We start from the raw sequence: 24149 nt of genomic DNA, 5'->3' as shown, positions 1-24149 counted from the left end.
GTGACGCGCATGTCCAGTGCCCTTGCCGGGACGGTCGAACCCGGATTTTTCTCGGCCGGTCTCGGTACCGCCGATCCGGCGATAGCCGCCGCCGTGCGGCACGAACTGGGCCGCCAGCGCAACGAGATCGAGCTGATCGCCTCGGAAAACATCGTCAGCAAGGCGGTCCTCGAAGCGCAGGGCTCCGTGCTCACCAACAAGTACGCGGAGGGCTATCCGTCGCGTCGCTACTATGGTGGCTGCGAGCATGTCGATGTCGCCGAGGACATCGCCATCGACCGGGCCAGGAAGCTGTTCGGCTGCGGCTTCGCCAACGTCCAGCCGCACTCCGGTGCACAGGCCAACGGTGCCGTCATGCTGGCCCTTACCCGGCCGAACGACACCATCCTCGGCATGGACCTCGCCGCCGGCGGCCACCTCACCCATGGAGCGCGCCCGGCCCTCTCCGGCAAGTGGTTCAACGCCGTACAATATGGCGTGCGCCAGCAGGACGGCCTGATCGACATGGACAATGTCCGCGAGTTGGCGAAGGAACACCGCCCGAAGCTCATCATTGCCGGCGCCTCCGCCTATTCCCGCATCTTCGATTTTGAAGCCTTCCGCAGCATCGCCGATGAGGTCGAGGCCCTGCTCATGGTCGACATGGCGCACATCGCCGGGCTCGTCGCCGCTGGCGTCCACCCCTCGCCGCTGCCCTATGCCGACGTCGTCACCACCACCACCCACAAGACCCTGCGCGGCCCCCGCGGCGGCATGATCCTCACCGATCACGAGGACATCGCCAGGAAGATCAATTCCGCCGTCTTCCCTGGCCTTCAGGGCGGCCCGCTCATGCACGTCATCGCCGCCAAGGCCGTCGCCTTCGGCGAGGCGCTGCGCCCGGAGTTCAAGGCCTACGCCCGACAGGTGGTCGCCAATGCGAACGTGCTGGCCGAGGTCATGCTCGAACGCGGCTGCGACATCGTTTCCGGCGGGACCGACAATCACCTCATGCTCGTCGACCTCCGTCCCAAGGGGGTGAAGGGCAACGAGGCGGCCGACTCGCTGGGCCGCGCCGGCATCACCTGCAACAAGAACGGCGTGCCCTTCGACCCGGAGAAACCCACCGTGACCTCCGGTATCCGGCTCGGCACTCCGGCCGGCACCACCCGCGGCTTCGGCAGCGACGAGTTCCGCGCCATCGGCCACATGATCTCCGACGTCCTCGACGGCCTCGCCACGCATGGCCACGACCATAACAGCGAGATCGAGCGGAAGACCCTCGCACGGGTCGAGGATCTCTGCGGGGCCTTCCCGATCTACTGACCCGGTCGACGCTTCCCCGCGCCGGCGGCCGCGCCCGTCTCTCCGGATCGAATGACTTGCCTTTTGCGGAAAAAGCGGGTGCAGTCGACGCGTCGTTCATGGCGGGGGCAACGGGTCGTGGCGGAAAAGCCGGCGGTGGAAGCGCTTGCGGCGTGCAGGGAATACGGGTCGGCCGGCGATGTCGTCCGCGCACTCGACCATGTCGACGTGACCATTGCCAAGGGAGAGTTTTTCACCCTTCTGGGACCGAGCGGATGCGGCAAGACCACCCTGTTGAGGCTGATCGCCGGGTTCGAACAACCGACATCGGGCAGTATCCGCCTGAACGGCGAGGATATCACCGGAGATCCGCCCAACCGTCGTCGGGTCAACACGGTGTTCCAGAGCTATGCGCTGTTCCCGCATATGACCGTATCGGGGAATATCGCCTTCGGATTGGAGATGCTCGGCCGGCCGCGCGGCGAGATACGCAGCACGGTCGACCGCATGCTGGCACTGGTGCAGATGGAGAGCATGGCCGGTCGCAGGCCGCAGCAGCTCTCCGGCGGGCAGCAGCAGCGGGTGGCACTGGCCCGAGCACTGGCCCCCTCGCCCGAAGTGCTGCTACTGGACGAACCTCTCTCTGCGCTCGATCTCAAGTTGCGCAAGGAAATGCAGCTCGAACTCAAAAGGTTGCAACACGAAACCGGCATCACCTTCATCTTCGTCACCCATGATCAGGAAGAGGCGTTGACGATGTCTGATCGCATCGGCGTGATGCGTCAGGGCAGGCTGCTGCAGGTTGGTCGACCGAGGGAGATCTACAACCAGCCGGTCAATCGCTTTGTCGCCGACTTTATCGGTGAGACGAATTTCCTCGAAGTGACAGTGAACGGCGGCGCCTTCCTGTTGAACAACGGGGAGAGATTGCCGCTGAATGTGGAAAATCAACCTGCGGAGAACAGTCGCTCCACGCTCGCCATTCGCCCCGAACAAATTGTCATCCTTCCCGATGAAACAAATGAAGGTATTCGAGGGATAATCAGCGAAACAATATATTCGGGAACAGCAACCCATTGCCATCTGAAGCTGTCTGACGGATCGGGATTGGTGGCTCGCGTCTCAAGCCCTCCCTCGGGTGACATCGGCCTCGCCCCCGGTGCGTCCGTAGCCATAGCCTTCGCCCCCGGCGCCGTCCGGGTGCTGGAGGACTGACATGGGCACCGCCCGGGGCAACGGCGGCAAGGATGGCTGGTTGCTCAGCGCGCCCGCACTGGTCATTCTCCTCGTGGGGGCGGCTGGCCCCCTGACGATAGTCGCAGTATATTCATTTTTGACACCTGGGGAATATTCCGGAGTTGTCTGGCAGCCCTCCGGCGACGCGTGGTTCCGCGTGTTCTTCGAGCGCGACATCTTCGACGGCACGGTGTCCCTTGCGGACGCGCATCTGACGATCTTCTGGCGTTCGGCCCGGCTGTCATTCCTTACCACATTGTTGACATTCCTCATCGGCTTCCCGACGGCCTGGTTCATCGCCACGAGATCGCCGCGGGCGCGGCCCCTTTGGCTCTTCCTGATCACCATCCCGTTCTGGACCAACCTGCTGATCCGCACCTTCGCGATCATGGAGGTGATCCGCAACCAGGGCCTGCTGAACTCGGCCCTGATCGGGGCCGGGCTCATCGATCAGCCGCTGCAGATCCTGTATACGGATACGGCGGTGCTGATCGGCATGGTCTACGTCTACCTGCCGTTGATGGTGCTGCCGCTGTATGCAGCCATCGACCGCTTCGACTTCCGCCTGGTCGAAGCCGGGTACGACCTCTATGCCTCGCGCTGGCGGGTGTTGCGCCGGGTTATCCTGCCCATCGTGCGGCCCGGCATCATCGCCGGATCCATTCTCGTGTTCGTCCCTTCGCTCGGTGCCTACGTCACCCCACGGGTGCTCGGCGGCGGCAAGAACATGATGATCGGCAACTTCATCGAACTCCAGTTCGGCCAGGGCCGCAACTGGCCGTTGGGCTCGGCCCTGTCCATGCTGCTGCTGCTTATCGTCGGCGTGGCACTGGTCTATTATGTGAGAATATCCTCGAAAGAGGAACGTCATGGCTGAGCCCCGGCGCTTTTCCATCACCGGGCTGCCCGGCTTCACGACAATCGCCATGGCGGCGTTCGTCATGTTGTATGCACCCATCGTCACGCTCATCGTCTATTCCTTCAATGCTTCGGAATCGGTGGCCGTATGGGGCGGATTCTCGTGGCGCTGGTACGATGCCGCCTGGGCCAACGTGCAGGTGCAGGAAGCCACCGCGCGTTCGCTTGTCATCGCCGTCAGTGCCGCCGCGATCGCCACGTCGGTCGCGACCATGGCCGCCCTGGGAACGACCCGTACCGCCGCCTTCCCCGGCCGCACCTTCATCTACGTGATGATCAACCAACCCCTGATGGTGCCGGAGATCGTCACCGCCGTCGCCCTGCTGATCTTCTTCGCGTCGATCAAGGTTGTCACCGGCTACACCGGACTGGCCTATCTCATTTTGGCACATTCCGCCTTTTGCATACCATTTGCCTACCTGCCCATCCGCGCCCGCCTGGAAGGCATGGACCGCATGCTCGAAATGGCGGCGGCCGACCTTTACGCCACGCCCTTGCGGGCCTTCTACCGGGTGACACTGCCCCTGCTCGCACCAGGGATCATCGCCGGCGCGATGCTCGCCTTCGTCATCTCGCTCGACGACGTGATCATCACGGAGTTCGTCAAGTCCGCGGGTCAGGACACACTGCCCACCTACATGCTGGGCCAGTTGCGACGGGCCGTCACGCCCGAGGTCAACGCGATCTCCACCGCCCTTCTGGCACTCACCGTGATGTTGCTCACGGCGTTCTTCCTGTTGACGCGCAAGCGCGGATGACCGCAGATCCCCATATCGAATTGGCAGATCCGGCCCTGTCGCCGGGCATGGGAGGAGTTGAACATGCGAACACCGCTTCTGGCCAGCGCCATCGGCATCGCACTCGCAGGTCATGCGTGGGCGCAAGGCGAGCTCAACATCTACAACTGGGGAAACTATACCAGTCCTGACCTTATCAAGAAGTTCGAGGATGCCTACGACGTCAAGGTCACGGTCACCGACTACGACAGCAACACCACGGCACTCGCCAAGATCGAGGCGGGCGGGCACGGGTTCGACATCGTCGTGCCCACCCACCAGTACATCCCCATTTACATCGAAAAGGGCCTGTTGCTCGACGCCGGCGTGCCGGACATGGAAAACTTCAAGAACATGTCGCAGCAGTGGAAGGACGTCGAATGGGATCCCGGCCGCCGCTACTCCGTGCCCTGGCAGTGGGGTACGACCGGCGTGGCCGTCAACCGTTCGGCCTACGAGGGCGACATCAACACCTCGGCCATCTGGCTCGACCCGCCGGCCGAACTCGACGGCAAGGTCAACGTCGTTCCGGAGATGCAGGACGTCGTCGCGCTCGCACTGATGTATGTCGGAGGCGAGCCCTGCACCACCGACAAGGACAAGCTGAAGGCGGCCCGCGACGCGCTCGTCAACGCCAAGCCGCACTGGATGAGCATGGATTACGGCATGACCGAAAAGCTCTCCAACGGCGACGTCATGGCCTCGGTCAACTGGAACGGCTCGACCTTCCGCGCCCGGCTGAACAATCCCGATGTCGAATATGGCTATCCGAAGGAAGGTTATGTCGTCTGGATGGATTCGGCCGCCATCCTTGTCGATGCGAAGAATGTCGACAACGCCAAGCTCTTCCTCAACTTCATCATGGATCCCGAAAATGCGGCCATGATCTCGGCCTTCGCCCGCTATGCCAACGGCATCGACGGCTCGGAAGCCTTCATGCCCGAAGACATGAAGACCGCCCCCGAGATCAACGTCCCCGACGATCTGAAGGCCGCCGGCAAGTTCACTCCCGCCTGCAGCGACGAGGCCCAGCAATTCTATACCGCCATCTGGACCGAACTGCAGAAATAGGCGCAGCCGGCCTGCATGCAGCACCAGCCGCGCTGTATGCAGGCCGCGTCCACCTGCATGCGGGCAGGACCGCGACACGACAGAGAAAGGCCGTTCCATGACCAGACCCTGCATCATCTGCGTGGCGATCACCGGCTCGGTTCCGACCAAGGCCGCCAATCCCGCCGTGCCGATCACCATCGCCGAACAGGTCGAGAGCACCCACGAAGCCTTCGAGGCAGGAGCCACGATCGCCCATTGCCACGTCCGCAATGACGACGAGACCCCGACATCCGATCCGGCACGCTTCGCGCTGCTGAAGGAGGGACTGGAAAGGCACTGTCCCGGCATGATCGTCCAGTTCTCCACCGGTGGCCGTTCCGGTGCCGGCAAGGCACGCGGCGGCATGCTGTCCCTGCGGCCCGACATGGCCTCGCTTTCCGTCGGCTCGAACAACTTTCCCACCCGCGTCTACGAGAATCCGCCCGACCTGGTCGACTGGCTCGCCAGCGAGATGATCGCCCACGAGGTCACACCCGAGATCGAGGCCTTCGACCTCTCTCACATTCTCCAGGCCATCGCCCGCCACGAAGCCGGCGGCCTCCACGGCAAGCTCTATGTGCAATTCGTCATGGGCGTGAAGAATGCCATGCCCGCCGACAAGGCCGTCTTCGACTTCTACGTCCAGACCATGGCGACCCGCGCACCCGACGCCCAATGGTGTGCAGCCGGCATCGGCGCCAACCAGATCGTCGTCAACGAATGGGCCATCGCCGCCGGCGGCCATACCCGGACCGGCCTCGAAGACAATGTCCGCCTCGACCGCCACACCCTCGCCCCCTCCAACGCGGCGCTCGTGAAACGGGTCGTCGAGCTCTGCGAGAAATACGAACGCCCGGTGGCCAACTTCAATCAGGCTCGGGAAATTCTCCAACTTCGTCGAGTCGCGGCCTGATCCCCGGTCCGTTGAAAGGCAGGAAACAACCCAAAATTCCACAATTTCCACTGTAGAATAACCCCGTGCGAAGGCGTCAGGGGATGCCGGAGAGCGATTTTCCGAATACCGGATGGGGTTTGCAGACCGGCAACGGCCGCCTCGCCGACACCGGCCGCACGGGCGGCGGCGGCAGGTCGGGGAAATCGCCGGGCGGGAGCGCGCGGATCAGGCGCAACTCGTCCGGCGCAAAGATGGCGAACGCACCCGCCTGCGGGGTCGTCATCATCGCGTCGAGGATATGCTCGTGGAGACTTTTGAGCAGGCGGGACCGTCCCCTTGCGCGGAGCCTTTCCTCCTCGCCGCGGGATTTCCTCGTTCTTGCGGGTTTCGCCGCCCCGGGAGTGTCCTTCGTGAGCGACCATGGCACCGGGCAGACATCCGGCACGTCGATCCCTCTGGCCACCGACTTCAGCAGCGAGGTGATGACATTCCCCATTCCCCTGCGTCCGGCACGATCCAGCCATGCCCTTTCGGCACCATCCGCCGAAGCGACGGATTGCGCCAGGGAGTTGTCCTGCAACTGGCGGAACCAGTCGCGGGAGTGGAACAGCAGCAGGCGGTGGAGGATCGCCCGGAGGCCATGACCGCCATGTGGGGATAGTCCCGCCCGCATCGCCGACAGGACACCTGCCACATGCGGCAGATGTTCCAACCCGTCGACCTCCGCCACATCAAGCCGGACCGCCGGCCCCGCCAGCACCCCCCGCCGCCCGGTCGCCACCAGCCAGCACACCTTCAGGAATCGAGGTGCGCCCCAGCGAAAGACCCGGCCGGCAAGTTTGCGCGGCAATATGGGGGGTGGCATGGCGGGGTTGTGAGACATGGGGGGAGGTTATGATGGAAGGGCAGTACGAGAGTCAAGGAATATCTTCTTATTTATCCGGAAAACAGTCGCTGACATGAAAGGAACATCGCGTTCGAACCATGTTGCGCTGGCTGGAACCGCCTTTTTTGGCAAGTCGCGCCGAAGGCACCCTGTCGGATCCGCCGGCCACGCGCTCGCTTGCAACACGAATGATCCCGCATTCCTTCAACATGCCGGTAAAATTCCGGGATCACTTGTTTCATCTTCAACCATGCGAAAAATAATGCGGAAATTTTATCACTATACAGGGATAAAACCGGAGTTATAACGTCCTTGAACAAGGCAGATTCAACAGCGTTGGAATTGCCTGTCGGTGCACTATCCGATCGTGAAAAATCAACTTTCGAAAACTTGACTTCGCAACACGTCCATATCAGGTGGAATTCTCCATGATCCGTGAAAAACCAATTCTCCGCAGACCCTTTCATGAAGGATTTGCCTTGCTCTTTGCAGGATTGCTTTTCCTTTCCTGTGGAAGTGCCAATGCTCTTCCAATATCGAAAAGTGCATCATTCGCGACAGGCAACACCAATATTGTCCAGGTTGCCACATCCATATGCGCCCTCATCAACACACAGATCGAGGACCTGAAAAGCCGCAAGGCGTACAGCAAGGTTCCCCCGCCCACATGGATCGTCAATCGCCTGGCCCGCTATGAGGAACAGCTGGAGCGCGCGGGCTGCACGTCGTCCGGAGGCAGCGGATCATCGAGCGGCGGCGGAGTGAGCTGGCTTTCCGGCATGTCCTGCACCGACATGGCCACGGCCGCATCGTGGCGCGGCTCGCCGATCACGGCATCCGTCGGCTGGGCGCCGCACACCGGCGACTGGAACGACATCATGAACTATTTCTCCGGCGGGAACATGAACAAGTTCATCAACGCCAAGAACAACGGTGCGTTGCCTTCCATCGGCCTGCCGATGTTGCCGGAGTCGCACCGTGGACAGCTCAGGAATTGCGCAAAGGGACAGTTCGACAGCTATTTCACGAAGATCGCCAGCCTGCTGAAAGGTCGCGGACTGGGCGACATCGTCCTGCGCCTTGGCTGGGAGGCCAACCTCCAGAGCTATCCGTGGATCGCCGACTATGGCGTGAACAGCTACAAGCAGTGCTACAGGCGGATCGTGAGGAAGATGCGCGCGGTGTCCCCGCAGCTCAAGTTCGACTGGCACAACGGCAAGAGGACCCGCTTCAACAGGACAGCGGCCGATCTCTACCCCGGCAATGCCTTCGTCGACTATATCGGCCTCAGCTATTACGACCGGGACCTGGACAACAGGACCCAGGCGAAGTGGGACGAAAGCTCCCGGAAGGGAACGGCAAAGAACCCCGAGGGCATCGAGACATGGCTGAATTTCGCCAAGAGCCGCGGCAAGAAACTCGCCGTCAGCGAGTGGGGCATCACCAATCGCGGCGATACGTCCTATTACCAGGGTAACGGTGACAACGATCTGTTCGTCAGGAACATGTTCGAGTTCTTCAAGCGCAATTCGGCCAATCTGGCCTACGAATCCTATTTCAACTGCACGAGTGGTGATCCGACGGTCTACCTGATCCTTCCGGAAAACTACAATCCGAAATCGAGCGCGATGTACAAGTCGCTGTACTGATCAAAGCGCTTATGCCGGCAAGGCAGGTGGCCGGAATTTCCTCCGGCCACCCGCCATCCACGAGCCCGACGGGAAGTCAGGGGCAAGCCATTTCCCCCTGTCTTCCGCTCGGGATTTCATGCGTTTCATCTTCCGACACGAACGCGGCGGCATCGAGAAGGATTTCGGGGCCGGCGGTGGGCTCGTGCATGCGTTCGCCGAGATGGCGGCGCCAGGCCCTGGCGCCCCGCCGGCCGGCGAACAGGCCAAGCATGTGGCGGGCAATGGCACGGACAGGCGTACCGGCATCGCATTGCCGCCCGGCATAGTCGGCCATCCGCCGGACGATTTCATGCGGAGATGGCATCGGGTCGGCGACAGCTTCCCGAAAGAGGGTTCGCTCGAAGGCGGCGAGGCTCATGGGCTCATGATAGGCCTTGCGGCCGATCATGACACCGTCGAGATTGCGGACGAACCGGAGGGCCGCTTCAGGACTCGCGATACCGCCATTGACGATGATGGTGAGATCGGGATACCGGCGCTTGAGATCGTGGACAATCCCGTGGCGCAGGGGCGGAATTTCGCGATTTTCCTTCGGGCTCAGCCCCTTGAGCCATGCCTGGCGGGCATGGACGATGAAGCGGCGGACACCGCGGCGGGCAGCCTTGTCGACAAGTTCGAAGAGCATGTCGGGAACGGGTGCATTGTCGATGCCTATGCGGGTCTTGATGGTGACGGGCGCATCCGTGGCCTCGATCATGGCACCGGCGATGTCGGCGACCAGGTCGGGTTCGGCCATCAGGCAGGCGCCAAAACGGCCGCTCTGCACGCGATCGGAGGGACAACCGACGTTGAGGTTGATCTCGTCGAACGAAAAACGACCGGCCAGGCGCGTGGCTTCATGCAGATCGCGCGGATCGGAACCGCCAAGCTGCAGCGCGAGAGGGTGTTCGGCCGGATCGTGGGCGAGGAAACGTTCGCAGCCGCCGTGAATGATCGCACCCGAAGTGATCATCTCCGTATAGAGCAGGGCGCGCGGAGCGATGAGACGGTGGAAATACCGGCAGTGCCGCGTCGTCCAGTCGATCATGGGCGCCACGGACAGGCGGGCAGCGCTTGTGACTTCAATATTTTCTTTCTTGTCGGCCATGTGATTCGTGTCTTGTTCTATCCCGTTCCCGTCTTTTCTGCACCAAATGCACCGACTGGCACCCCCTTGGCCCGTTTGCGCATCTTCTTCGCCACCGATGGTGCCCGTCGCAAGGTTCATCCAGAATCACCATGGCATACAAGAGGACATCCACCGCATCAGTCCACGTTTCGCCATCTCCTGACGTCACCATAGATAGCCCTTTCGCTAAAGCATTGGCTCGAACTGACAGTGAACGACCAGTTCGGATACTGCCGCATTGTTGGGTACGCAAAGCGCGGTTTCCACAAGGGCGGCGATGTCTTCCGGTTGGGACATTTCCTCTGGCGGAAGCGAAAAGACCTTCGCCATGTCGGTGTTGACCAGTCCGGGGCAGATCGCGGTCGACCGGATGCCCCGCTCCCACCCCTCGCGACGGACTCCGTGATTGAGGGCAACAACTGCGAACTTCGTCATCGAGTATCCCACGTTATTCGGCACGCGCTTGCCTGCGTTCGATGCGATGTTCACAACGCGCCCGATACCGGATTTTTCAAGATGCGGTACGGCGGCGCGAATGACGCGCAAGGGTCCCATCACGTTGACCCGCCACATTTCGTCCAGCTCTTCCTCGCCATCCTCGAAGACCTTTACCAGATGATGAATTCCGGCCGCGTTCACGACGCCATCGACGCCGCCCCATCTCTGGATCGTTGCGTCCACCCAAGCCTCGGCCGCGCCGATTTTGTCGGCGTCATAGAAATGAACGGAAAGGTTCTCTCCCTCTTCGAGGGATTTGGGATCGCGCACGCCCGCCGAAACCTTGAACCCGGAACTGGCAAGCTTCAGCGCCACGGCCCGGCCAATGCCACGCGAAGCACCGGAGACCATGACAACGCGACCATTCGGTTCCAACATATTCTCTACTCCTTGCATTTTGCATTCTGGTTCGATCCCCTTGGGTGTTTTGCACCGTTGGCGGCGCAAGTCCGCGGGGGGAATTCATTCACCGTGTGTGGCTTCACCTTTGCGGCTCAGCAGAAATTCCACGCAGCCGGCCCTAAAGAAGGTCCATCATCCGCGGCAGGAATAGAACCGCCTCGGGAACATAGGTGATGAACATCAGCACGGCCAAAGCTGCGAGGAAGAAGGGCAGCATGTGTCTCACCATGCGTTCGATGGGTATGCCAAGCACGATCGAGCCGGTGAACAGCGCCGTGCCGTAGGGCGGCGTAATGAGACCGATCATGAGGTTGAACGTCGCGACCACCCCGAAATGAACCGGATCGATTCCCAGCTGCCCCGCCAACGGCGTGAGGATTGGCAACACAATCAGGATGGCGGGAAGGGCATCCATGAAAAGGCCCCAGACCAGCAGGAACAGGTTGATGATGAGGAAGACAAGGACCGGGTTCTCGGTGATCGTGAAGATCACCCGCGCGATGGTTCCGGGTACCTGTTCGGTCGCCAGGACCCACGAGAACACGCTCGACGCCCCCGTCAAAAGCAGAACGGCAGCCGACAAGGTGCCCGACCGTAGCAAGATACGCCAGAGAAGCTGCATATCGGGGCAAAAGCGGGTTTCCGCCAGCAGTAGCACGAAGCCCCAGGCCACTGCCGCCGCGGATGCCTCGGTCGGCGTGAAGAAGCCGGAGAGGATGCCGCCCAGAATGATACCGGGCATGGCAAGGAACGGTAACGAATCCAGCACGATCCGAAGCGCGTCACGCAGTGTCTTCCGCGGGCTTTTTTCGATGTTCATGCGACGCGTCATGATGAAGACGGTGATGGCCATTGCGACCGCAACCAGAATGCCCGGGACTAACCCACCGACGAGCATGCCGCCGATCGAGGTTCCGGTCACGGCGCCGACGAGTACGATGGGAATGGACGGAGGAATGATCGCGCCCTTGATCGAGGTCGACACCGTCAGCGCGGCAGAGAAGTCGCGTGAAAAGCCGGACCTCTCCATCATCTGCACCTGCATCCGTCCCAAGGCAGCGATGTCTGCTACCGATGATCCGGAACATCCACCGAACAGCATCGATGCAAGGATGTTCACGTATCCGGTACCGCCCCGCAGGCGACCGACCAGAAGTTGCGCGAACTTCAACAAGCGATCGGCTGTACCGGAAGCCACCATCAGTTCGCCCGCAAGCATGAAGAACGGAATAGCCATAATCGTAAAAAAGTCGATGCCGTTCATGAATTGCTGAGCGACAAGATACATCGGCTCCCCGGCCATCCAGAAATAGAAGATGCAGGAGAGGAGCATCGCGAAAGCAAGTGGAAATCCTCCCACCGTCAAAAACGCGAACACGATAAGCATTGCACCGAAGGCCGACATCATTCGATGACTTCCACGATATCCTCATCTTCCCTGATGGTCAGGGGTGAAGCCAGGAACTGGGAAAAGAGTAGCTGAATCAACATGGCACCCGCACCGATCGGCACAGCCAGGTAGACCCAGAAGTATTTGATACGAAGAGCAGGTGTCGTCATCCTGCCTTCGTTGAGCGTGATATCGATGCCCTGAAGGAACAGGATGACAAGCGTTGCCGCCATGAAGACCGCAATCAGTCGCTCGAGGTATTTTCTCACACCTCCTGGCAACTTGTCGATGAAGACGGTCAGCCTCGGGTTCTGGTCGGAGCGGAGCGCCATGGCGCCCCCAAGGAAAGCCATATAGATCATGGCATAACGGGCAAGTTCTTCGCCCCAGAAGAAAGACAGGCCGAACATGTTCCGACCTACGACCAACGTTATGACCACGACCGCCATGCTTAGTAGCGCAACGACCACGAGGTTCGCGTTAAGTAGAAGTAGAGCGCGATCCAGCGTTCGAAGCGCCGTCATTGTCCGTGTGATCATACCGTTGTCTCCGAAGTTTGGGATGGCGTCCGCTACGGTTTCACGAACGCCGGCGGCCATCAGTCGCCGCTCTTGAAGCTGTCCATGTGGGCAAAGAAGGTATCGACGAATTCCGCCCCGAACTCTTGAACTGCCCATTCTTTCGTCGGCCCGACCACAGCAGCGCGGAACGCAGCCATCTGTTCCTGCGACGGCGTACATACTTCGACGCCCTCGTCACGGATCTTCTGAACGCCCAGCATGTTCTGCACGAGGCTGGTACCATCGAGGGCAAGGCTCGCTTCCTTGTTCGCGGCCAGGATGGCACCGCGCTGCTCGTCGGTCAGGGATTGCCACCATGCTTCGTTGGTGATGTGAGCGCCCACCGTCATGACGTGGTGCGTTTCGGACATGTAGCCCTGCACCTGATAGAAACGCTGTTGAAGGATCTGCGACGGTGGGTTCTCCTGCCCGTCCACCACACCCGTCTGAAGGCTGGTATAGAGCTCCAGATAGGGGATCGGCACAGCAGTCGCGCCAAGGGCCTCAATCATCTTCTGGTGCGGCACGACTTCCATGGTCCTGATGCGGAGACCCTTAAGGTCTTCCGGTGCGCAGACGCTGCTGTTCTTGGTTGTAAGGTTGCGGAATCCGTTCGCATGCAGCGAAATCACGCGGATGCCGGTCTCGGCAGCCAGTTCATCCAGCAGTTGGGCGATATAGGGATCGTCGCGGGACATCATCTCGTTGAACTGGGTGCGGCTGTCGAAGAGGAATGGAAGATCGACAATGCCCAGCTTGGGATAGTAGAGTGACGCGAGGACGCCTGACGCCACGTTGGCGAAATGGATCGAACCGCGCGCGACCTGCTGAACCGTGGAACGCTGGTCACCGAGTTGACCATTGGGGTACAGGTCCACCTTGAAATCCTCGCCGGCGATCCGTTCGAGTTCATTCTTGAAGACGTGCATGTAGGACGAAACGGAGGAGGTCACGGGATCATCCGGGTCAGTAAAAGTCGCCTTTAACGTGTCCTGGGCATAGGCGGGCATGCCAGCGATCGCGACCACCGAGGCAAGCAGCGTCTGTTTCAGGTATTGCTTCAAGGTAGTTCTCCTTTTTGAAATGGTGTCTGGCTCCGCGCGGGCCGGACTCAGGTTCGCCTGGTTGGACTCCGAGACGCACTGATACACGACGCAGGATTAACGCAGCCTCGGTATCTACTGGTCACAGCCTTTCCACCGACATGGCGGAAAACGTACGGGCATCGTCGCAATAAAATGCCTCGGCTGCACAACCTCAGGGTCGAGCGAAGGAGACCCGGGTCTCCGCCTGACAGTGGGGTTAACGGAGATGCACTTCGAACGACGCCAAGGCATCCGTGACGCCATTGACATTGAGGCTGGCGACGGCGGTTGGGAGATAGTATTGGCTTTCATCTTAGCTCTCCGTCGGACCGACGCATTGACGGACAATCGCTTTATATTGCAGTCTCTTTTGCTGGCCTCTCAAGAAAAGACTAGGCGGAGGTGATGGACTACGCATAGAACTAGATCGCTCTAGAGCCATATGAAAACCTGATGACAACTCATCGAATTGAAAGCTGGATTCACGGGTGCACGGCTGACTGCCGATTTTTACCTGAGAATGATTTAACAACCTTCCAAAATGGGCACGTTGGTAGTGACAGATGCGCGATACGCAGGCGCACGCCCGGAACCGTCGCAGCCGACGCCAACACTCGTGGCGACGCATTCGAAATTGTCTGAACCACACGGTGCGGTACCTATTGCCGCGCGGTACTCACCTGCTGGTGAATGTCGCGGGTCAGGCCCTGCGGATGCCCTGCGTTTGGCGTTGAACGAAATCGTTCACGACTTCCAAAAGAACCTCGCGCGCCGCGGCCACCGGCTCTGACATCGGAAGATGATCGGACACACACAGAGACGTTGGGACTTCGACCTTCGGGTGTGACAAGGGTCGAATCTGCTCCATCGGGATGCCAAGCTGGTGTGCAACCGAAAGTGGCAGGATCGTCGCCCCCATCCCTGCCGCAACCGCTTCGCCCATGACAGTCGTGGATTCGATATCGGCCACGATGCTGGGCGTGACCCGTGCCCTGATAAACGCCTCGTTCAGCACAGTACGCAGGTAGTTTATGTTGCCTGGCAGCAATATGCGCAGATCGTTCAGCTGGCGCATCTGCACCGGGGTATCTGGCTGAAACGAGGTCAACATGTTCTTTGGCAGCACGAGGAAGAGCTCTTCGTGAAAGAGCGGAGAAAGCTGGACGCCCTTGATCGGCCCCAGGCCGCAGATTGCGGCAAGATCCATCCGCCCGGTCATGATTGACTCACTGATGATATAACCGAAGCTGTCCGTAATATGGACCGTGATGTTGGGATGCCGGCTCAGCATCGTGGACAGGATGTTCAAAGACAAGGACGGCAGGGCGCAATAAGTCCCAAGGCCAATCGAAACACGGCCTCCCAGCGTCGAAGCAGACTTGGACATGTCCAGTTGCGCCTGATCGAACTGCTTCAGGATCGTCTGCGCGTGGCGATAAAACAGCAGCCCGGCCTCGGTCGGGACGATCCCCCTGTTCGACCGGATCAGCAGCTTTTGCCGAAAGTGAGTTTCAAGCGAAACGATCTGCTGACTGAGGGCGGGCTGGGCGATACGCAGAATACTGGCGGCACGCGAGATGCTGCCAGTATCCACGACCTTTACAAAGTGACGAAGCTTGCGGAACTCTATTGCCATAGCCGCAAACGGTAGTTCACAATCAAGCCTACCGCAATGCGCGACACGCAGCTTCGATGCGGTTGCAGCCCTCGCGCAGGGTATCCATCGAGCTTGCAATCGACAGGCGGAAATAGGGAGACAAACCATAGGCTTCGCCGTGAACCGAAGACACTCCGCCTTTCTCCAGAAGATAAAGAACGAAGTCCTTGTCATTTTCGATCACGGTACCGTCGGGCGTGGTCTTGCCAATGACCTCGGCGCAGTTCGCGTAAAGGTAAAACGCCCCGGCGGGGTCGCTACAGCTGAGCCCCGGCGTGGCGTTCAGACGAGACACGACAAAGTCTTTCCGTTGCCGGTAGCATGTCACGCTTTCCTTGATGAATGACTGGTCCGGTGAGGACAACGCGAAGGCGGCAGCCGCCTGGCTGATCGATGATGGGCAGGAAGATTCCTGCGACTGAAGCTTGTTGATGGCCGACACCATGTCTGCCGGTCCAGCACCATATCCGATGCGCCATCCCGTCATTGCATAGGCCTTCGACACGCCGTTCACGACCAACGCCTGATCCCTCATGCGAGGCTCGACAGACACGAGGCTGCGGATCGGTTCGTCCTGAAACCATATCTGATCATAGATCTCGTCGCAAAGGACCATGATCCGCGGATGCCGCAGAAGGACCTCAGCGAGAGCCGCGAGCTCGGTTTCGGAATAGGCAGCGCCGGTCGGGTTGCCGGGGGTGTTCAGAACGAGGCACCGTGTCTTGGGCGTGATCGCCGCCTCCAGCCGTTCGGGCGTCAGCAGGAAGCCATCCTCCTGGGGACAAGGGACGATGACGGGAACACCGTCGTTGGCCAGCGCCATATCGGGATAGCTTACCCAATAGGGCGCGGGAATGATCACCTCGTCCCCGGGATTGAGGGTGACCGTCATGGCGATAAACAGAATCTGCTTGGCTCCGCCGCCGATGCAGATCTCGTTGTCGGAATAGGCCAGTCCCAGGCGGCGCGAATAATCGTTGATGATCGCCGTCCGCAGCTGCGGTGTCCCGTTGACGGAGGTATAGCGCGTTTCGCGACGTTCGATGGCGGCGATCGCCGCGGCCCGAATGGGTTCCGGAGTGTCGAAATCCGGCTCGCCGATCGTCAGATCCACGATATTCCGCCCCGCGGCCTTCATCTCTCGGGTCAGCGCGGCGGCGGCGGTCGTCGGCGAGATCTTGATCCGCTGAACGCGGGCGGATGGTTCAAAAGAGATCATGGGAGTCTCCTGTAGTCCGGCGCGAAATACCGGGTCTTCAGTCGTGGTCATTCGGAATGGGGCTGGAGAGCGGAAGCCTCGCCGGTCATGAATAACTCGCCGAGGTCATCGTGGCTGAGGTCTCCTGGCGGGCTGTCCCAGATGACCTTGCCAAGGCGCAACACGACGGCCCGCTTGGAATATTCCATCGCCTTCTTGGTGTTCTGCTCCACCAGAAGGATCGTCAGACCGCTTTCGTGGATCCGGCACAGTTCGTCGAATACGAGACCGATTGCCGCAGGTGACAGTCCGACCGAAGGTTCGTCGACCAGCAGGCCGCGCGGACGCTGAAGCATGGCCATCGCCATTTCCAGCAATTGCTGCTCGCCGCCGGACATGTTTCCGGCCATCGTACCACGCCGGGACTTGAGCACGGGAAACAGGTCGAAGATGCGGTCCTTCTCCTCGTCGCTGCTGCCGCCGGGGATGGTATAGGCGGCCATCTCGAGGTTTTCCTCGACCGTCATCTGTGGGAAATTACAGCGCCCTTGGGGGACATAGCTAATACCCTGCCCCAGGACATCGCGCGGTTTCATGCCCGCGAGTTCCGTCCCTCCCCACAAGATCGACCCGCTTTTGATGGTGGTCATCCCGTAGATGGTCTTCAGAAGCGTGGACTTCCCGGCGCCATTGGGGCCCATCAGCGAGACGAATTCCCCGGCAGAGACGGACAGGTCTACACCGTGCAGGATATCCAGGTTGCCATACCCCGCTTGCAAATCGACAAGCCTAAGATCCATTTCATCCGCCAAGATAGGCCTCCCGCACGCGCTTGTCGGCGATGATCTCGGCCGGCGTCCCTTCTGCCAGCTTCGCGCCCTGGTCGAGGACGGCGACCCGGCTGCACAGGCTCGTGATCACGTCTATGTTGTGTTCGATGATGAGAAAAGAGATCCCCAAATCCCTATTCGCGTAGACAATGTTCTCCATCACCTTCTTGATCATCTCGGGATTGATCCCCGCCATGGGCTCGTCCAGCAGGATGATTTTCGGCTGCGGCATCAGCATCGAGGCGAACTGGATCAGTTTCTGCTGCCCGCCCGACAGGTTTCCCGCCGGCTGGTGGGCCACCGCCGCAAGACCGACAATCTCGACCAGTTCCCGGGCCCGCTTCCGCAAGGTCTCGACCCGCTGCCGCGCCCGGCGGCCAAAGGAATAGGTCGAGACCAGCGATGGAAACGCAAACATCTGCCCCGCAATGATCAGGTTTTCTTCCGCGTTGATCGACTTGTAGACGACGGTTTTCTGGAAACTGCGCAGCAGTCGGCCCTCTCGGGCGATCCGGTTGAGTGACCAGTCCGACACGTCCTGTCCGTCGATCAGGACCTGGCCCGCATTGCGCCTTGCCAGCCCGGTGCAGCAATCAAAGAAGGTCGACTTGCCGGAACCATTCGGACCAATGAGACCACAGATCTCGCCGCGGTTCACGTGCATGCTCAGATTGTCGACCGCGATCACCGAATTGTAGGACTTGGTGAGCCCGCTCACCTCGAATACCGGGGTTGGGTGATGTGTCATGTTCACTCACTTCCCGCCTTTTGGGCTGGCGTGAATTTGGACCAGAACCACTCAATCAACGAGCTGAAGCCCTTCGGAAACCAGAACACCAGCACCAGGAGGCAAAGACCGTAGAGGATCATGCGTATTTCGGGCGCGATCCGAAGCGCCTCGGACAGGCCAACGAAAAGGAAGCTGCCCAGGATGGCTCCCGTGATCGTGCCGGGACCGCCGCCGAGGACGATGATCAGGATCGTCGTGGTGTAGTGGGTCTGGAAGGTCAGCGGGCTTACGATGGTCAGGTAGTGGACATAGACGCTGCCGCCAAGCCCCGCGAAGAACGCCGAGAGGACGAAGACCGACAGTTTGACCCGCCAGGTCGGAACGCCCATCGACTCCGCCAGCGTCTCGTTCTCGCGGATGGCGATCATGTTGCGCCCCGCCGCCGACCGGACGATTCCGTACATCAACGCCACCATCGCGCAGGCGATAATGAGCAGCAGGTAATACTGGCCCACGATGGTCGACACGGTGAAGGACAGCGGACCGAGGAAAAACTCTGGGTTCGGAACGTTCGACAGCCCCATGTCCCCGCGCGTGACCGAGACCCAGTTCTTGGATACCGCCTGGCTGATGATCACGAAACCCAGCGTGCACATCACGAACGAAGTCGTCCGCAACCGCAGCGCCGGAACCGCAAGGGGCGCCGCGATCACACCGGCCACGATGCCGGCGAGCGGAAAGTTCACGTAGAACGGCGTGCCCCAGTGTATCGCCATGAGGGCCGACGCGTAGGCGCCGATGCCGAAGAAGGCCGCCTGCGCCAGCGACAGCAGGCCGGTGAAACCAACGATCAGGTTCAGGCCGATCGCGGGCAACATGAAGATCATCGCCACGATCATCGAGTGAAGGACATACCGACCCAGAACGAACGGCGCAACAGCGAGCAGTACGACGGCCACGACGATGACGATAAAGCGTCTGTCGGAGAGCCCGGTAGGCGCCAGATATGTGGTTTGCATGGTACTTCTCACGAAAATGGGATCAAAATCGGGTTGTCGTGCCAAACAGGCCGTGCGGGCGAACCATCAGGATCAGGATAAGCGTGGCGAAGCCGACCGCGTCCCGATATTGCAGGCCCATGTAGGCAGAGACGAAACTCTCGGCGACGCCAAGGACCATCGCCGCGACGAGCGTTCCGCGCACATTGCCAAGCCCGCCCATGACGATGATGGGAAGCGTCTTGTACGTGATGATCTCGCCCATGCCAGGATAGATCGTGACGTTGATAGGTCCCGTCAGGACGCCGGCAAGGCCGGCAAGGATGGCGCCCAGCACGAAGGTGCGGAACACCACCTTGGGCACATCGATCCCGACGACCTCGCAACATTCGATATTCTGCGCGACAGCCCGCATCGACTTGCCGAACCGCGTGTAGGTCACCATGAACTCAAGGGTGCTGAATATCAGCACGACGACCACCAGAATCAGGATCCTCTGCTGCGCCAGGGAGATACCCCAGAACTCCACGGGTTCGATATAACCACCGGCAAAGAACTTGTAGCTGCCGCCGAGGAAGAAGATCACCGTGTTCTGAAGGACCAGCGCGATACCCAGCGTGGCGAGGACACCGGCTTCCGCGGACCGGCCGACCATGTGCCGCATGACCACCTGACCCACCAGCGCCGCGACAAGGAACGTTGCAAGAACGCCCGCGACGATCGCGGCAGGATACGGAAGCCCTAACCAGTCAAGCACGATCCAGCCACCGAAGGTTCCGAACATGTAGTATTCGCCATGCGCGAAGTTGATGGCACGGAGAACCCCGAAAATCATGGTCATCCCGACTGCCACGATCGAGTAGACAGATCCGGTGACGATTCCGTTCAGAAACTGCTCGAAGAGAAGCATTGCCCGTCCCATCATTTCGGTTTCTGGAAATAGGGCAGCGGCGAGATTGCCCCCGACCCGTTCAAAGGGATTCTTCGGACCGCACATCCGGCACGGTCCGAAGCAGAACGCAGGTCAGTTGGCTGGTGGGTAGTTGATATCGCCTTCGACGCTGCCCACGACCTGGATCTCGCCGTCCACGATCTCAAGCAGGATCATCGGCAGCTTCGCTTGGTGATGGTCATCGAATTTCACCGTTCCCACAGCGCTTTCGAAGGTGTTTTCCTCCAGAGCCGCCTGCACGGCTTCGGGCTCGGCGCTTCCAGCGATCTTGATGGCTTCTGCAAGCAGATGGGTGCTGTCCCAATGCGAATAGGCGTGGTTGTTGGGTTCCTCGCCGCCATATTCCGCCTTGTAGTTCTCCACGAATTCGAGCGAGCGCTCACTGTCCAACGTCGGCAGCCAGAAGATCGCCTGGATCGCGCCTTCCATCGCTTTTCCAGCGGCTTTCAGCGTGTTCGATGCGTTGAACTCGCCATCGCCTATCAGTGGGATCTTTCCCGCCATACCCAGCTCGATCATCTGGCGGCCGATCACCGGGGTGGTGTCGCCCAAGCCGTACATGATGATCGCCTCGGCCCCCGAATTCTTGATCTTGGTCAAAACCGAGCGGAAATCAACTTCGCCCTCCCTGTAGTAGTCCTCACTGACGATCTCGCCATTGAATTCGGGCAGGTATTTGCGTGCGAAATTAATGGCACCGCGCCCGAAGTCGCTGTCGACGGACAGCACCGCGAACTTGGTGTAGCCACGGTTTTCATAGGCGAACTGCTGGACGGCCCGCGCACGTATCTCGTCGGTGATGTAGTTGCGGAAGGTCCATTCGAACCCGCCGACCCCGGCGCCGTAGGTGATCTGCGGGTTCGAGGATGCCGCGTTCAGCAGCAGGACGCCCGCCTCTTCGACGATGGGCTGCATCGCCAGCGTCACCGACGAGCACACGTCGCCAAGGATGAAATCAACCTCGTTGCTCTCGATCAGGCGGCGCGTGGCCGAGACGCCTTCGACCGGAGCGCACTGGCTGTCTCCATAGGACAGTTCCAGCATCCGGCCGTTCACGCCACCGGCCTCGTTGATCTCCTTGATGGCCAGTTCCATTCCCCGAAGGGCGAAGCCCCCGAACCGCGCGTTTGCACCGGCCATCGGGGTAACCAGACCGATCTGGACGTTGTCCTCCTGCGCAAAGGAAGACGCACCGGACAGAAGCAGCGCCGCGCTGATCGCAGTTGCACCCAGCGCCGCCGCTAAACGGGCGCCAGAACGTGACAGGGTATTATTTTTCATGATGGCCTCTCTCTCTGTTGAATCCGCCGTGTGGCGGGCTACCCTCTCTTGGGGGCATTCAGGGCCATTTTGCCGGCCTCTGATGGTTAACGTTAGCGACTGGATCTGGGCGTAGCCATTACTGGCTCGCTCTGTCACCATAGGATTATTTGATGACCAGACCGGCGCGGATTGCGTCGCCGGACTGGATTATTTCGGCGCGTCGGGAAAGTCGCCCGGCACGCCCAGCCACCGCGCAACCTCAAGGTCCACTTCGATATTTCGTTGAAATGTCGGCGCAATCTTGAGTTCTTCGATCACGGCTCTCGCAGGCAGTGTACAACACAGGTGGATCGCGGCGGCGACGTCGTCCGGGTCGAGCATGACCGCCCTTTCCTCCGCTTCCGGAGGACGGGCCCGCAGATCCATGATTGGTGTGTTCGTCTCGCCTGGCAGGATGGTCGTCGCCCGGATCATCTGGTTGCGGTAAGTGTTGTGCAGGTACCCCATGAAGTTTCGCACGCCTGCCTTTGCGGCGCCGTACGCCGGCCCGCCCAGAAGGTTGGGCCGGTCCGCCGCCAGCGACGATACCGTCACGATGGAACCTCCGCCCCTGGCGATCATTGACGGCAACACCGCACGCGTCAGCTGGAACACTGCCGTGAGGTTCAACGAGACCGTCTCGGCCCAATCCTCGTTGGTCATCCACCGCGCGTTGAGCACTTCGCTTGCCCGCCCCGCATTGTTTACGAGAATGTCCACCGGACCAAAGTGGCTTTCGGCAGTTTCCACCAAGACCCGCACCTCGTCCACGTCCGAGATGTCCGCCGCATGCGCCAGCGCGCTCCCTCCGGCCTTTTCAATTTGCTCCGCGACCGCCTCAAGCGCGGCGGCACGGCGGCCGACGAGGACCACAGCGGCGCCCTCTTCTGCGAGGAGCCGCGCGGCCGCACTTCCGATGCCGGACCCTGCGCCGGTAATGACGATAACGCGGTTCTCCAGCCGGCGGACAGACGCCGTACCGGCGGTCATTCCGGCTTCCAATGCGGATAGGCTTTGCGGCTTGCCGCCTGTGTGACCCAGCCCTCGCTGAGGTCGCCTTCGATATCGGCAACGGGCCGTTCCGCCGGATCACCCCATCCGCCGCCGCCGGGACTCTCCATCGTCAAACGATCGCCCGGATCGAGACGGATCTTACCTTTGGGAAAATGCGGCTCGCCGTTCTTGAGCACCTGACCGGGGCGACCATCCTGTCCACCAACGACACCGAAACAGGGGTATTTGACCCGCTCCGACGACACGTAGATGCTCATCGGAAGCGGTGAGAGATTGCGCAGGATCGAACGCTGTCCCATACCGCCGCGATATTTGCCGATACCCCCGGAGTCCCGGATAAGCTCCTTGCATTCCGTAAGGACCGGCACGGCAAGTTCAAACATCTCTACCGGCGTGGCCTTGCAGTTGGACGGAAAGCTCAGCGCGTCCAGTCCGTCGAGAGTTGCCCGACCGCCCTGCCCGCCGTGGTAGTACTGCATCGAGCCATACGACGTTCCGTCGGCATGCTGCCCCATGCAGTTCGTTGCCCAGATCGGTGCACCGCCACTGTCCCCGATCACCCGTTCCGGCAGGATTTCCTGCATAGCCCGGAAAATAGCACTGGGAATGACGTGTCCGACGAGGTTCCGGGAGTTCCCGGCCGCGGATGCCCGAGGATTCAGGATCGACCCCAGCGGAGCGCTGTCGGTAATCGGGTTGATGCAGCCCTCGTTGTTGGGCGTGCCCGGATCCAGCAGGCACTTGATCGCATAGACCGAATGCGCGAAGCGATAGTTCGGGCGGCAATTGATTCCGTGAAGGACCTGATCGGACGTCCCCGCATAGTCGACATGGACGGTATCGTCCTTTACCTCGACGGCGACCTTGAGGTGGACATCGTCGTCGAAGCCATCGAGCATGACTTCGCTCTTGTAGACGCCGTCCGGCAGCGCGCTGATCGCCTGGCGCATCCGCGCCTCGGAGCGGGAGTGGATCGCGTCGGCCAAGATGTCGACTTCGTCCAGGTCGTAATCGTCCAGGAACCGTTCCAGTTCACGCGCCATGACGGCGTTGGCCGCGACCATGCTTTCCAGATCGCCCATTACCTCGTACGGCAGACGCACGCTTGCGGCGATGATGTCCAGCATGTCGCGGTTGGGCTCACCCTCGCGGTGCATCTTCATCATCGGAAAGCGGATGCCTTCCTCGAAAATGTCAGTCGCGTCAGGGGACAGCGGGCGGCCGCCGATATCCGGCATATGTGCGATGGACCCGGCATAAGCCACGACCTTGCCATTCTTGAAGATTGGCGTGACCATCGTCACGTCAAGCAGATGACCTGTACCGATATCTGCATCGTTGGTGGCCAGGACGTCACCCGGCTTCAGCGTTTCGGGGGGAAAGGCCTTCAGAAAGTGGTTCTGGACGGCGGCCGGCAAAGACGAGATGAACACCGGGATCGACCACGTGCATTGCGACAACGCCCGTCCACGTGAATCCATGAGCACGGTCACGTAGTCGTGATTCTCGCGTACGATCGGCGAAAAAGCTGTTCGGCCCAGGACGTTGTCTGCCTGGTCTGCAATAAAGACCAGCCGGTTCCACATCACCTGTAGGGTGATCGGGTCCTGGAAGTCCTGCATCGGTGCACGCATTTGCATGTCAGGC

Annotated in this window: 22 protein-coding genes; 7 read left to right on the top strand and 15 right to left on the bottom strand. The window is 60.7% G+C overall.

Annotation, left to right across the window (positions count from 1 at the left end; translation table 11 throughout):
- Window positions 1-9 precede the first annotated feature (9 nt).
- The 6 genes from H6851_10095 (at window position 10) to H6851_10070 (ending at window position 6219) form a co-directional block, all read left to right on the top strand.
- The gene (locus H6851_10095; GenBank protein ID MCB9943957.1) at window positions 10-1305 is read left to right on the top strand and encodes a serine hydroxymethyltransferase; all 1296 of its coding nucleotides are present in this window, start codon (window positions 10-12) and stop codon (window positions 1303-1305) included.
- A gap of 51 nt (window positions 1306-1356) precedes the next feature.
- Window positions 1357-2499 (top strand): ABC transporter ATP-binding protein, encoded by a 1143-nt coding sequence (locus H6851_10090; GenBank protein ID MCB9943956.1) that lies wholly within the window; start codon window positions 1357-1359, stop codon window positions 2497-2499.
- A 1-nt stretch (window position 2500) separates the two neighbouring features.
- A complete protein-coding gene (locus H6851_10085) occupies window positions 2501-3397 on the top strand; it encodes an ABC transporter permease (protein MCB9943955.1) in 897 nt (298 codons plus the stop codon).
- Window positions 3390-4196 carry an ABC transporter permease gene (locus H6851_10080; GenBank protein MCB9943954.1) on the top strand — a complete coding sequence of 269 codons (807 nt, stop codon included), beginning with the start codon at window positions 3390-3392 and terminating at the stop codon, window positions 4194-4196. The genes H6851_10085 and H6851_10080 overlap by 8 nt, the downstream gene beginning before the upstream one ends.
- A gap of 63 nt (window positions 4197-4259) precedes the next feature.
- Window positions 4260-5285, top strand: coding sequence for an extracellular solute-binding protein (locus H6851_10075; protein MCB9943953.1), 1026 nt, complete (start codon window positions 4260-4262; stop codon window positions 5283-5285).
- A 97-nt stretch (window positions 5286-5382) separates the two neighbouring features.
- Entirely contained in the window at window positions 5383-6219 is an 837-nt protein-coding gene (locus H6851_10070; GenBank protein MCB9943952.1) for a 3-keto-5-aminohexanoate cleavage protein, read from the top strand.
- Between the two features lie 76 nt (window positions 6220-6295).
- On the opposite strand, the gene H6851_10065 is transcribed toward H6851_10070, so the two are convergent.
- Window positions 6296-7084, bottom strand: coding sequence for a hypothetical protein (locus H6851_10065; protein ID MCB9943951.1), 789 nt, complete (start codon window positions 7082-7084; stop codon window positions 6296-6298).
- Between the two features lie 482 nt (window positions 7085-7566).
- On the opposite strand from H6851_10065, the gene H6851_10060 reads away from it, so the two are divergent.
- Entirely contained in the window at window positions 7567-8736 is a 1170-nt protein-coding gene (locus H6851_10060; protein ID MCB9943950.1) for a hypothetical protein, read from the top strand.
- Window positions 8737-8812: 76 nt separating this feature from the next.
- Here the strand turns inward: H6851_10060 and dusA are convergent, their stop codons facing one another.
- From dusA to H6851_09990, 14 genes are all read right to left on the bottom strand, one after another.
- Window positions 8813-9865, bottom strand: a complete 1053-nt coding sequence (gene dusA / locus H6851_10055; protein MCB9943949.1) for a tRNA dihydrouridine(20/20a) synthase DusA — start codon at window positions 9863-9865, stop codon at window positions 8813-8815.
- 207 nt (window positions 9866-10072) lie between these two features.
- Complete coding sequence (locus tag H6851_10050; protein MCB9943948.1) at window positions 10073-10762, bottom strand: SDR family NAD(P)-dependent oxidoreductase; 690 nt, start codon at window positions 10760-10762, stop codon at window positions 10073-10075.
- Between the two features lie 142 nt (window positions 10763-10904).
- Window positions 10905-12194, bottom strand: a complete 1290-nt coding sequence (locus H6851_10045) for a TRAP transporter large permease (protein MCB9943947.1) — start codon at window positions 12192-12194, stop codon at window positions 10905-10907.
- Window positions 12191-12775 carry a TRAP transporter small permease gene (locus tag H6851_10040; protein ID MCB9943946.1) on the bottom strand — a complete coding sequence of 195 codons (585 nt, stop codon included), beginning with the start codon at window positions 12773-12775 and terminating at the stop codon, window positions 12191-12193. Before H6851_10040 ends, H6851_10045 begins: the two co-directional genes overlap by 4 nt.
- Window positions 12775-13800 (bottom strand): TRAP transporter substrate-binding protein, encoded by a 1026-nt coding sequence (locus tag H6851_10035; GenBank protein ID MCB9943945.1) that lies wholly within the window; start codon window positions 13798-13800, stop codon window positions 12775-12777. The genes H6851_10040 and H6851_10035 overlap by 1 nt, the downstream gene beginning before the upstream one ends.
- A gap of 721 nt (window positions 13801-14521) precedes the next feature.
- Complete coding sequence (locus H6851_10030) at window positions 14522-15457, bottom strand: LysR family transcriptional regulator (GenBank protein MCB9943944.1); 936 nt, start codon at window positions 15455-15457, stop codon at window positions 14522-14524.
- Between the two features lie 28 nt (window positions 15458-15485).
- Window positions 15486-16697, bottom strand: a complete 1212-nt coding sequence (locus H6851_10025) for an aspartate transaminase (GenBank protein ID MCB9943943.1) — start codon at window positions 16695-16697, stop codon at window positions 15486-15488.
- Window positions 16698-16744: 47 nt separating this feature from the next.
- Window positions 16745-17488, bottom strand: coding sequence for an ABC transporter ATP-binding protein (locus H6851_10020; protein MCB9943942.1), 744 nt, complete (start codon window positions 17486-17488; stop codon window positions 16745-16747).
- Entirely contained in the window at window positions 17478-18254 is a 777-nt protein-coding gene (locus H6851_10015; protein ID MCB9943941.1) for an ABC transporter ATP-binding protein, read from the bottom strand. Before H6851_10015 ends, H6851_10020 begins: the two co-directional genes overlap by 11 nt.
- Window positions 18255-18256: 2 nt before the next feature.
- Complete coding sequence (locus tag H6851_10010; protein MCB9943940.1) at window positions 18257-19255, bottom strand: branched-chain amino acid ABC transporter permease; 999 nt, start codon at window positions 19253-19255, stop codon at window positions 18257-18259.
- 22 nt (window positions 19256-19277) lie between these two features.
- On the bottom strand, window positions 19278-20144 hold the full coding sequence (locus H6851_10005) for a branched-chain amino acid ABC transporter permease (protein MCB9943939.1): 867 nt from the start codon (window positions 20142-20144) through the stop codon (window positions 19278-19280).
- Between the two features lie 114 nt (window positions 20145-20258).
- On the bottom strand, window positions 20259-21608 hold the full coding sequence (locus H6851_10000) for an ABC transporter substrate-binding protein (GenBank protein MCB9943938.1): 1350 nt from the start codon (window positions 21606-21608) through the stop codon (window positions 20259-20261).
- Window positions 21609-21656: 48 nt separating this feature from the next.
- The gene (locus tag H6851_09995; GenBank protein ID MCB9943937.1) at window positions 21657-22478 is read right to left on the bottom strand and encodes an SDR family oxidoreductase; all 822 of its coding nucleotides are present in this window, start codon (window positions 22476-22478) and stop codon (window positions 21657-21659) included.
- A complete protein-coding gene (locus tag H6851_09990; GenBank protein MCB9943936.1) occupies window positions 22475-24136 on the bottom strand; it encodes a hydantoinase B/oxoprolinase family protein in 1662 nt (553 codons plus the stop codon). Before H6851_09990 ends, H6851_09995 begins: the two co-directional genes overlap by 4 nt.
- Window positions 24137-24149: the final 13 nt, after the last annotated feature.

It is taken from the genome of Geminicoccaceae bacterium (assembly GCA_020638465.1).
GTDB lineage: Bacteria > Pseudomonadota > Alphaproteobacteria > Geminicoccales > Geminicoccaceae > JAGREO01.
This window is presented reverse-complemented; position numbering and strand designations above follow the sequence as displayed.

Coding starts and splice junctions, on each gene's coding strand:
- dusA (MCB9943949.1), bottom strand. CDS start 9,865: ATGGCCGACAAGAAAGAAAATATTGAAGTCACAAGCGCTGCCCGCCTG.
- H6851_10015 (MCB9943941.1), bottom strand. CDS start 18,254: ATGACACATCACCCAACCCCGGTATTCGAGGTGAGCGGGCTCACCAAG.
- H6851_10080 (MCB9943954.1), top strand. CDS start 3,390: ATGGCTGAGCCCCGGCGCTTTTCCATCACCGGGCTGCCCGGCTTCACG.
- H6851_10065 (MCB9943951.1), bottom strand. CDS start 7,084: ATGTCTCACAACCCCGCCATGCCACCCCCCATATTGCCGCGCAAACTT.
- H6851_09995 (MCB9943937.1), bottom strand. CDS start 22,478: ATGACCGCCGGTACGGCGTCTGTCCGCCGGCTGGAGAACCGCGTTATC.
- H6851_10010 (MCB9943940.1), bottom strand. CDS start 19,255: ATGCAAACCACATATCTGGCGCCTACCGGGCTCTCCGACAGACGCTTT.
- H6851_09990 (MCB9943936.1), bottom strand. CDS start 24,136: ATGCGTGCACCGATGCAGGACTTCCAGGACCCGATCACCCTACAGGTG.
- H6851_10040 (MCB9943946.1), bottom strand. CDS start 12,775: ATGGCCGCCGGCGTTCGTGAAACCGTAGCGGACGCCATCCCAAACTTC.
- H6851_10025 (MCB9943943.1), bottom strand. CDS start 16,697: ATGATCTCTTTTGAACCATCCGCCCGCGTTCAGCGGATCAAGATCTCG.
- H6851_10005 (MCB9943939.1), bottom strand. CDS start 20,144: ATGCTTCTCTTCGAGCAGTTTCTGAACGGAATCGTCACCGGATCTGTC.
- H6851_10070 (MCB9943952.1), top strand. CDS start 5,383: ATGACCAGACCCTGCATCATCTGCGTGGCGATCACCGGCTCGGTTCCG.
- H6851_10075 (MCB9943953.1), top strand. CDS start 4,260: ATGCGAACACCGCTTCTGGCCAGCGCCATCGGCATCGCACTCGCAGGT.
- H6851_10050 (MCB9943948.1), bottom strand. CDS start 10,762: ATGTTGGAACCGAATGGTCGCGTTGTCATGGTCTCCGGTGCTTCGCGT.
- H6851_10030 (MCB9943944.1), bottom strand. CDS start 15,457: ATGGCAATAGAGTTCCGCAAGCTTCGTCACTTTGTAAAGGTCGTGGAT.
- H6851_10045 (MCB9943947.1), bottom strand. CDS start 12,194: ATGATGTCGGCCTTCGGTGCAATGCTTATCGTGTTCGCGTTTTTGACG.
- H6851_10000 (MCB9943938.1), bottom strand. CDS start 21,608: ATGGTGACAGAGCGAGCCAGTAATGGCTACGCCCAGATCCAGTCGCTA.
- H6851_10095 (MCB9943957.1), top strand. CDS start 10: ATGTCCAGTGCCCTTGCCGGGACGGTCGAACCCGGATTTTTCTCGGCC.
- H6851_10085 (MCB9943955.1), top strand. CDS start 2,501: ATGGGCACCGCCCGGGGCAACGGCGGCAAGGATGGCTGGTTGCTCAGC.
- H6851_10090 (MCB9943956.1), top strand. CDS start 1,357: ATGACTTGCCTTTTGCGGAAAAAGCGGGTGCAGTCGACGCGTCGTTCA.